General features: G+C 60.6%; 7 protein-coding genes and 3 pseudogenes. 2 read left to right on the top strand and 8 right to left on the bottom strand.

Translation table 11 applies throughout. The annotated features are described in order from the left end of the window. From L0D16_RS11850 to L0D16_RS11825, 7 genes and pseudogenes are all read right to left on the bottom strand, one after another. Positions 1–329, bottom strand: a pseudogene (locus tag L0D16_RS11850) (hypothetical protein); the annotation flags it as partial. 30 nt (positions 330–359) lie between these two features. After that, a complete protein-coding gene (locus tag L0D16_RS11845) occupies positions 360–851 on the bottom strand; it encodes a PIN domain-containing protein (protein ID WP_243032404.1) in 492 nt (163 codons plus the stop codon). After that, complete coding sequence (locus L0D16_RS11840) at positions 848–1,918, bottom strand: ImmA/IrrE family metallo-endopeptidase (RefSeq protein ID WP_038031523.1); 1,071 nt, start codon at positions 1,916–1,918, stop codon at positions 848–850. Before L0D16_RS11840 ends, L0D16_RS11845 begins: the two co-directional genes overlap by 4 nt. Before the next feature lie 554 nt (positions 1,919–2,472). Continuing rightward, complete coding sequence (locus tag L0D16_RS12650) at positions 2,473–3,177, bottom strand: M23 family metallopeptidase (protein ID WP_366140532.1); 705 nt, start codon at positions 3,175–3,177, stop codon at positions 2,473–2,475. Positions 3,178–3,442: 265 nt separating this feature from the next. Then, a complete protein-coding gene (locus L0D16_RS11830) occupies positions 3,443–4,375 on the bottom strand; it encodes a DCC1-like thiol-disulfide oxidoreductase family protein (RefSeq protein WP_243032403.1) in 933 nt (310 codons plus the stop codon). Positions 4,376–4,694: 319 nt separating this feature from the next. Continuing rightward, positions 4,695–5,348: a DUF5819 family protein gene (locus L0D16_RS12645; RefSeq protein WP_366140530.1), complete on the bottom strand. Its 654-nt coding sequence runs from the start codon at positions 5,346–5,348 to the stop codon at positions 4,695–4,697. Positions 5,349–5,405: 57 nt separating this feature from the next. Continuing rightward, positions 5,406–5,708 carry a hypothetical protein gene (locus L0D16_RS11825; protein WP_126187143.1) on the bottom strand — a complete coding sequence of 101 codons (303 nt, stop codon included), beginning with the start codon at positions 5,706–5,708 and terminating at the stop codon, positions 5,406–5,408. A 230-nt stretch (positions 5,709–5,938) separates the two neighbouring features. Between L0D16_RS11825 and L0D16_RS11820 the strand changes: the two genes are divergently transcribed. Then, positions 5,939–7,114, top strand: a complete 1,176-nt coding sequence (locus L0D16_RS11820) for a transposase (protein WP_234944423.1) — start codon at positions 5,939–5,941, stop codon at positions 7,112–7,114. Between the two features lie 6 nt (positions 7,115–7,120). Here L0D16_RS11820 and L0D16_RS11815 read toward each other — a convergent pair. Further along, positions 7,121–8,334, bottom strand: a pseudogene (locus L0D16_RS11815) (IS256 family transposase); the annotation flags it as partial. Positions 8,335–8,354: 20 nt separating this feature from the next. Here L0D16_RS11815 and L0D16_RS11810 point away from each other — a divergent pair. Beyond that, positions 8,355–8,654, top strand: a pseudogene (locus L0D16_RS11810) (helix-turn-helix domain-containing protein); the annotation flags it as partial. Positions 8,655–8,755 lie beyond the last annotated feature (101 nt).

The raw sequence follows: 8,755 nt of genomic DNA, 5'->3' as shown, positions 1-8,755 counted from the left end.
GGGTCAGGTGGTCGGCCACGGTCATGGACGAAGAATACAACAAGAAAGGGTATGAGGAGGGGGGTGTACCCGCCCGTGGGCACGTCCCGAGTAGCAAGTTGCCCTCCCTGCCAGCGCACCCGCACCCAGGCGGTGGCCTCCGGGTGGGAGGTGGTGGCCTGGAGGCTCAGGCTCCCCGGGCTCGTGAGGGGACTGGGGGAGACGGTTAAGTAGAGGGAAGGCGGGTAAAAGGGAAGCTCCGGGTAGTCGGGAGGGGTGTACCGCACCTGGCAGGTCTGGGCCAGGGCCAGGGCCCAGAGGGGCAATAGTGGCAACATAATGCGGCGCATATAGCCGCATTATAGCAATGCAAGATGCAACTATGGACAACGAAGGTGCATCCGGAGTTCCTGTAGAGGGCCTTTTGGAAGCCTCCTCGCCCCTTGCTCCCACACCCTCAGCCAGCGGCAGGCATCTTCCTGACGGAGATGGGATCCCTGCACCAGGTACTCCACCACGTAGAGAGCTCCGTGCACATCGAGGCCTTCCCCCTCTGCCGCCGTCCGTAAACGCCTATCACCCGTAAGGAGGACGAGGTCTTGGGCTTTCGCCAACACCAGGCAAGAGGCGTCAGCTAGACTCAGGCCTTCGTACCGCCGGTGGGCCTCGAGGATCTGGTCCTCGTGCGCCCCCGTTGCCAAAACCACCACAGGGGAGAGGGCCTCGAGGGTCCCCGCTTCCGCACCCTCCGCCACCTCCTCCCACACCAGGTCGGGGACGTGGATCCGCCCCAAGCGGGGGAGAAGGGAAAGCCCCCCCACTTTCTCCAGGTCGATGAGCAGGGTGGCGTCGGCCAGGAAACCCGCCTTCAAGCGGGAACCTCCTGGAGCCAGGCCGACGCCCTGCGGTCCGCCTCCCGCAAGGGGAGTTCCAGAACCTCCGCTGCCCGGGAAAGGGTGAGCTTCCCCTGGGCCAGGGCGGCAAAGACCAGGCGTTCCAGGCGGGAGGGTGTGGACGGCCGCTCCAGGGGCTCGGGCTCTCCCTGCTCCCCGTACCTCCGGTCCAGGGCTCGCTTCTGAGCAAAAGCCCTATCCTTGGGCAGGATCCCCACCTGGGCCGCCCGCACCAGGACCGTGCGCATGGAGACCCCGTAGCGCCGCTTCAGGTGGCGCAAGACCCCCTCGGGGAGGTAGGAGAGCCCTGCGTAGGGCCTAAGCTCCTCCAGGACCACCTGCCGGGGCAGGAGGACAGCCCCCGCCAGGTAGTCTGCGGCCCGCTCCTTGGCGTCCCGCTCCGGGGCCTTCCGCCCGTACTCCCCGCGGTGGAGGATCAGGTGGGCCAGCTCGTGCAGGGCGGTGAAGTACTGCCGCTCCACGGGCATCCCCCGGTGGAGGAAGACCACCCCGCCCAGGTCCTCCGCGTAGGCGGAAAGGCCCGAGACTCCCTCGGGCAGGTCCAGAAGGAAGACCTTGAGGCCCTTGTCCTCCAGGAGGGCGATGGGGTCCCCCAGGGGACCGTCTCCCGCCCCCAGGTCCCGGCGCACCTCCAGGGCCAGAGCCTCCAGGCGTTCGCGGTCTTCCTTTCCCTTGGGGTCGAGGTGAGGAAAAGGCCGGGCCTCGGGAAGCCAGCCCGAGAGGTCCAGGAGCCGCTCCACCTCCCGGTAGGCCCGGGCCCGGGCAGCCAGAGCCTGCAGCTCGCCTTCCCCCAAGGCCTCCCCGGGCTCGGCCCGGAAGAGGAGGGGGAGGGAAGAGGCCTCTTCCCCAAGGAGGGCTTCCACGGGCACCCCCAGGACCCGGGCCAGGCGCACCGCCTGGAGGAGGCTTGGGGCAGCCTTGCCCGCCTCCCAGGCGTGCACCGCCTGGCGAGAGACCCCGAGGAGACGGGCCAGGTCTTCCTGGGTGAGGTTGCGGGCTTGGCGTAGGGGCTTCAGGGCTACCATAGCTCCATAAGAGGTGGGCAAAAGCTTTTCTTATACTAGCCCAAAGGAGCAAAAAATGTAAAGCTCACTTGACACCTCTCAGGATCTCCTCGCGTGGGATGGCCCACCTCACGGGCTGGCCGGCCTGGGCCTCACCAGGCGGGGGGGTCCACCTTACGGACCCAGCCACGGGACCTGTCGCCCTACGGCAGGGGGATAGCCCACCTCACGGGCCCGGGGGCCCCGCCCGAGAACGGGGAAGTCCGCTACGGGTTCTGCGGAACCCCCATGCGGGCCGCAGAGCAAGGCGCCCGCGGGCGCCGGCCTGCGATGGTGGAAACGAGCCGGCCTACCGGCCGGTGCCCCGAGCAGGGGTTTAGCCCGCCACCCAACCGGGGGCGGGCTCGTTTTTGGTTTCCTCAAAACCTGCACCCCCATACCCCGCATGGACCTTCACCTCTCTTCCCCCCCAACGGGAGGGATAGGCCCCCTGTCCCCCGGGTAGCCTTCCATGGAGTGGGTCCCAGTACGCTGACCCCATCCCTCACCGGCCGAAAGGGCCGGCAGTATAGCCCTTAAGGGTTAGGCGCGCTTTCGCAGTTTGCCACGTGCTCCCCCCGAACGGGAAACCCTTCCTCCACCCGCTGGCAATCCTCTCCCTTAACGCGAGACCATCGGCTGTAGCGTACGGGGAGGGAAGCGGCCAGGAAGAAGTTGGGATGGTCCTGGACCTGAAAGTGCAAATGGGGTTCGCTAGAGTTCCCGGAATTCCCACACTCCCCAACGATCTGCCCCCGCAGCACCCGATCCCCAGGACGTACCTTCACGCTCCCCCGGCGCAGGTGAGCGAGAAGGCTGTACTCGTTATCCGCATGGCGTATCAACACGTAATTACCAAGAATGCTCCAGGCAAAAGGGTCAAGTACCCCTGGCCATGGGCAATCGTGGTGGCGGTTTTGGACGGCCACCACAACCCCATCTGCCGGTGCCAACACCGGAGCCCCGAAGGCATAGTAATCCTCAAGTCGCCACCCGTCGTGGCGATAGGTTTTCCCACTTTCATCGGTGATGAGGAAATCGTAGGCGTAGCGCTGGCCTACGAGATGCCAGGAGTGGGAAGTAGACGCGTCTGGCCCACCGTTGCCGACCCACCACACCCCCTTGAAAGGAAGGGTGTAGCTAACCTGCTGCCTGTACGCTTCTGGGGTGGGTGGGCGGAAGCGGTAGCGGGCTCGGACTGCGAGTTCACCGATAAGCTGGAGGAGGCTCGTTGCAAGCATAGGTGGGGAGATGAGGCTCAACGGCAAGCTTATCAAGCTTATAGCCGCTCTGGTATACCGCCGCTTTAGGACTAGATGTAGCGGCCACATCAGGAACTGTAGCACCCATATCAGGAGGTACAACAACAAGATTGCGTATGCAAGGTATAGGCCGAGTTTTATTGCCCACACTTTTTTAAGTTCGGGGACAAGGAATTCAAGCAGCAAGGAGTACAGCAGCGCCAGGTAGAAACCCTTTTCCAACCACGGTGGCAATCGCATTGTTCTACTTCTTAATAGGGCAGGATTCACCCTGGCAGCTTCCTGCCGTGACCAATATCCGGTGGTCTGCCAGCCAGCGGTACAGCTTCGGCCCAAGTCCAGACAACTGGAGTAGAACAGCTATCGGCAGAACCGGCCAAAGCGGGGGAAGGTGTTTTATCACTGCGACAACTGCGTCAAAACCTCGAAAAATCCTGTATTTATCCCCCAATTGTCTTACTACGTGCATCTCCCGGTCTACAGCTTCTAAATCCAGGTTATAGCGCCTGAAGCTCATGTCCGTTCGGTAGGGGGTCACCAGGAAGAGACCAAGCAGGTCCATACGCTTGATCCAACGACCGGTCCAACTACAGTAGGGGCAGTCGCTATCCACGAAAACGATAAGTTTTGGGATCCAACGCTTTGTAACCTGAGCGAGCAGAGCCCACTCTTTGTCACCTAAGGTAAATAGAAGAAGGGAGATCATTACTGCGGAAAAGGTCACTAAACCCATAAGAATCGCAAAACTTAGGTGAAGTAAAATTCCGAATACTGTCCATGAGATCTTCCATGTAGGAGGAGCCAATAGCATAGCCGGAAAGAACAGCTGATAAAAGATGGTGCTGTAGGTGGTTAACGTCGTAATCCACGGATTTTTGAAGAGTTCACGAACCGAAGCCCATGGGGGACCATAACTATCTAATTGAGTTACGTAATAGGCGGCAGTGCCGTTGATCCATACTTCCCCTTGCAGCTTGGTAGTTGCAGAAACCAGGTATAGGATGATCAGTTGGGCATAAACTGCTATAACTCCGATGTTATGAGAGAAAACTGCGGTACCCGACGCTGTCGCCGAGAGCTGCTCGATGCGGGGATGAAAAAAGAGCATGTACAAAAGCAATAGACGCAAAATGTTATCACCGCCATCACCGGTGTTACCCCTTAACTCAACCAACAAACTACCTATCAGAGCAAGCAGTGTGCTAAGCCGGGGTCGGAAACCCAGTATTAGGCCTAGACCTCCCAATCCCCAAAGGGCAAGAGTTAAATAAACACCCCAAGCACTATAAAAGACCGTGTCAACCCAAACGCCTATGGGACCTAACCAGGTTATAGTTGATCCTATAGCCGGGCCGTCCGGACCATAGAGATATTGCGCGAAGGGCAGCTCGGTAACTGTGCGGTACAATATGACCGCACCCACCCCGATTTGCAAGAGTCGTGCGCCAATTCGATTAAAGGGTTGTGATTCTAAAGTTTTATAAAAACTCCACAAACTACTCATATCCTCTCCATATCCCAAACGCCCGAGACTCTTCTAATTTGACTACCCCAAGGTCTAGCACGGATTCTTTGCGGCCTTCTGTGTGACGTTTTGACCAACGCGGCACTTCTGACAATATGATCCAAAGATGAGCCTTTTCATATTTAATGGATTTGGCTTTAGAGATATCAGCGCAAAATGCTGAAGCGACGCGCCTCAAACCTTCCTCGGCAGCATTCTTGCGTTCCTCATCTGTAAATCTGAATACATTACAGTCAGGATGATCTGGAGTCTGGGTGCACAATTTCGTATAGGGCATCTGACTCCGGTAGAGGGTAATACGACTGTACGCGTAATTGGCAGCGACCCGGTTCACTCGGTCGTAACCGTTTAAGTAACGACGTTCTAAAAAACCCCGGTTTATGTCGAGAGGAGGTGTCGGGTCATAACCATCTGCTAAGCAACTTACCAACACTCGTATATCCATGCTAATGGGGTTAGGTGCAAAGAGGCCCCAATCTTGATAAAAGAAACGCCCAACATACTTTTGTGGTAGGTTGGTGAGTGTCTTGATAGGGTTTGGTGGCGATACGTAAATCAATGTAAGTACGAAATGTACGGCCAACACTCCTAGAGCTAGAGTGTAGATTGCATACCGGAGGCGCATATCCCGCACCGTGAGCCGGGTCGAGCTAAAGTCTTTAGCTCGACCCGGCAAAGTAATTCAGTCAAGTGCCGCCTCGGGTAGCAAAGCTTCGCTCACGTGAGCAGACCCTTGTCCGTTAAGAGCAGCTTGAGCAACTTTAATGGCGACGTAGCCTGCTACCGCTTTAACTGCCGCTTCGGCGGCCCAGCGACCTACCTGTACGGCCGCTGCGACCACTGCCGGCCAAATCTCAGGCTCAATAGCCTGGGCCTGCTCTGTCGGTGTATTGGATGCATAGGCTATAGAAGGGGTTACACCTACCCAGGTTAAACCACCGGCCAACAACACCCCAGAAAGGACTATCGCCCTCAACTTGCGCATACACGACTTCCTTCTGACGCTACGTAGTCAATGCGCCCAAACTGCGCATTGGCTACGGTAGAGCTTACACAATCGTCATTATGTCGTCAAGCCCAGATGCAGGACTTTACCCACATCTCCGTTTCGTGGTAAATCTCCCCTTGCGGGCGCAGCCCGTATCTGGTACCGGGAGTGATCCATGGACATGCTCAAGGTGGCCGAGGCCAGGCTCCAGGAGTTCACGGGCCGTTTTGCGAGCGTTTTCCCCCGATAAGCGCCTCCACCGACGGTTTGAAGAGGTGGTGCGGGGCGCCTTGGCCGCAGGCTCAGCCCGGGTGAGCGAGATGGTGGCCTCGCTCCCTTCTCCCCTCCAGAACCGCTTCCACCAGGCCAAAGCCCTTTACCGCTTCCTGTCCAACCCACGGGTGGAGGCAGAAGCCCTCCTTGACCGGGTCTATCAGGAGAGCGCGACTGCCCTGGAGGGTGAGGAGGTTCTGGTCCTCCTGGACCTGAGCCCGGTGGCCAAGCCCTATGCCCGGGCCCTGGAGGGGATAGCCCGGGTGGGGAAGGATAGGCGGCCCGGGTACGAGCTCCTCACCGCCCTGGGGTTGGACCCCGCGGGGCGGCTGGCCCTGGGGTACGCCCACCTGGTGGCCTACGGGGAGAGGGGGTTTGCCAGCCTGCCCAAGGAGGTGGAGGGAGCCATTGAGGCGGCCCGGGAGCGATTGGGGGGCGTGGGCAGGAGGCTGGTGTATGTGGCGGACCGGGGGTTTGACGACCGGAAGGTGTTTGGGCAGGTGCTGGCCCTGGGGGAGGAGTTCGTGGTGCGGGTCTACCGGGACCGGAAGCTTGGGGAGGGGGGTTCTCTGGCGAAGGTGGCTTCTTCCCTGGCCCTTCCCTGTGGGGAGGAGGTGGAGCTGAGGGTAGGGGGCAGGTACCAGCGGGTGCGGCTCCACTTCGGATGGAGGGAGGTGGAGGTGGAGGGGAGGCGGCTCCACCTGGTGGTCTGCCGGGTGCCAGCCCTGGGGCGGCGTGGGGAGTGGTGGCTACTGACCAGCTTGCCGGTGAGGGGGAGGGAGGAGGCGGCGCAGGTGGTGGAGGCGTACCGCAGGCGGTGGGAGGTGGAGCGGTTCTTCCGGCTTTTGAAGACGGGGCTGGGGCTTGAGACCTTCCAGGTGCGGGGGCTTGCCCGGATCCGGAAGGTGGTGGCGGTTTTGCTGGGGCTGGCGGTGTTCCTTTGGGAAGTTGAGCGGTTGGGGGATCCGTTCAAGGGGTTTCTTTTGCAGCTCGGGGGCAAGCTGGGGCTGCCCAGCGAGAGGGATGGTCCGTACCTGCTCCTGAGGGGCCTGGTTCGCCTGCTCAACTATGAAGTCACCCAAGAACTCTTGAAGCAGGCTAAGGGAGGGCGAGGAAGGAGTTTTGGGTAAAGCCCTGTTATGTGTAAGCGTCTGTGTACGGGGGGCATACCTCTCCCGAAGCATCCCTTCCAACACCTCCTGCACCTCGGCAACACCCTTCAACCTCCGCTCCGCCCACCTCCCTTCCTGCCGCTCGGACTCCAGGTACAAAAGCTTGTACACCGCCTCTCCCTTGGGAAACTTGTGGTCCCGCACCTTCGTCCCACGCCTCACTTCCCGAATAAACCGCTCCATCAGGTTAGTGCTGCGAAGATAGGGCCAGAGCACCTGGGGGTAATCGTAAAAGCGAAGCAGGGCCCCCGAGTTCTCCCACCAGGAGGCCACCAGGGAAGGATACCGAGACCCCCAGGCCTCCTTGAGCCTCTCCAAGGCCTCAAGGGCTTCCACCCGGCTCCTCGCCCCATAAATCCCCTTCAGGTCCTGCGCCAGCAAGGCCCGGTCCCGGGCACGCACCTGGGCCAGGCTGGAGCGCACCATGTGCACCACGCACCGCTGCCACCCCGCCATGGGATAAACCCTCCTGATGGCCTCCTCTATCCCAGGTAGACCATCGGTGACCAACAGCAACACCCGCCTTAGCCCCCTTTCCCAAAGCTCCTTCAGCACCTCCCCCCAGGCATGGGCGTTCTCCGTGGGAAGGAGCCAGGTCAGCCGAAGGCTATCTTGCAGCCCAGAACCTGCCTCTCCCCTTTGGGGGTCACCCCCAGGGCCACGTATACGGCCGCCCTCTCCACCCCAAGTCCCTCCCTGAGCACCTTCAAGAAAAAGCCATCCAGGTAAACAAAGGCCATCTCCTCCGGCAAAGGCCGCTTCTGGAAAGCCTCGGCCGCTTCCAGCACCTGGTCGGTGATGGCGCTGATGGTTTCGTGGGTGTACCGGTGGCCCAGCAAGAGGCTCATCACCTCCGCCGCTTTGCGTTGACTCACCCCAGCGGCGTAAAGGGCAATGGCCACCTCCCCCACGTCCACCTGACGGCGGGCATAGGGTTGAAGGAGGCTGGGATAGTATTTCCCTTCCCGATCCCGGGGGATGGCCAGCTTCACCTGGCCAAAGGCGGTCTCCAGCTTGCGGGGGTAGTAGCCGTTCTTGCGTCCCCCGTGCTGGCGCAAGAAGGCTTCCCGGTCGGCGTCCAGGAGAATCTGCAAGACCTCGGTCACCGTCTGCCTCACCGCTGAACCCGGCCAGACACATGTGAGACTGGACGAGTAAAAATGTGGGGACCACTCCAGAAGAGAGGGGGTCCCCACGGATGCAGCTTACCACGGTTGGCAAAGAGGTTTTGCGGGGAGCGCGGGTCAGCCCGAAGGGCTACCTTGAAGGCCCGGGAACTCCAAGGTCACGCGAAGCGTACCTTGGGGCCGGGGCCGGCGATCCCACGGTTCAGGACCGCTTACGGAAGCTCAAACAGGTGGAGGCGCTCAGGAAATACCGGGTGGGCTGGCCCGAGATCCAGGAGCTTTTGGGGATCAGCCGGGCCACCTATTACCGCTCGCGGAAACGCCTCAAGGAAGAGGGCCTTGCCGGTCTTAAGCCTCGGTCAAGACGTCCGCTTTGGGGCCCCTACCCCAAATGAACCGCAGCGCTTGCGGCGGAGGATTTATACCCTTTTATGCTAATTCCTTCGTCCTAGGCCACCAGTGGAACAGGGTG

Source organism: Thermus altitudinis, assembly GCF_022760835.1.
Taxonomy (GTDB): Bacteria; Deinococcota; Deinococci; order Deinococcales; family Thermaceae; genus Thermus; species Thermus altitudinis.
The sequence above is the reverse complement of the archived record's forward strand: the minus strand, read 5'-3'. Positions and strand labels throughout refer to the sequence as shown.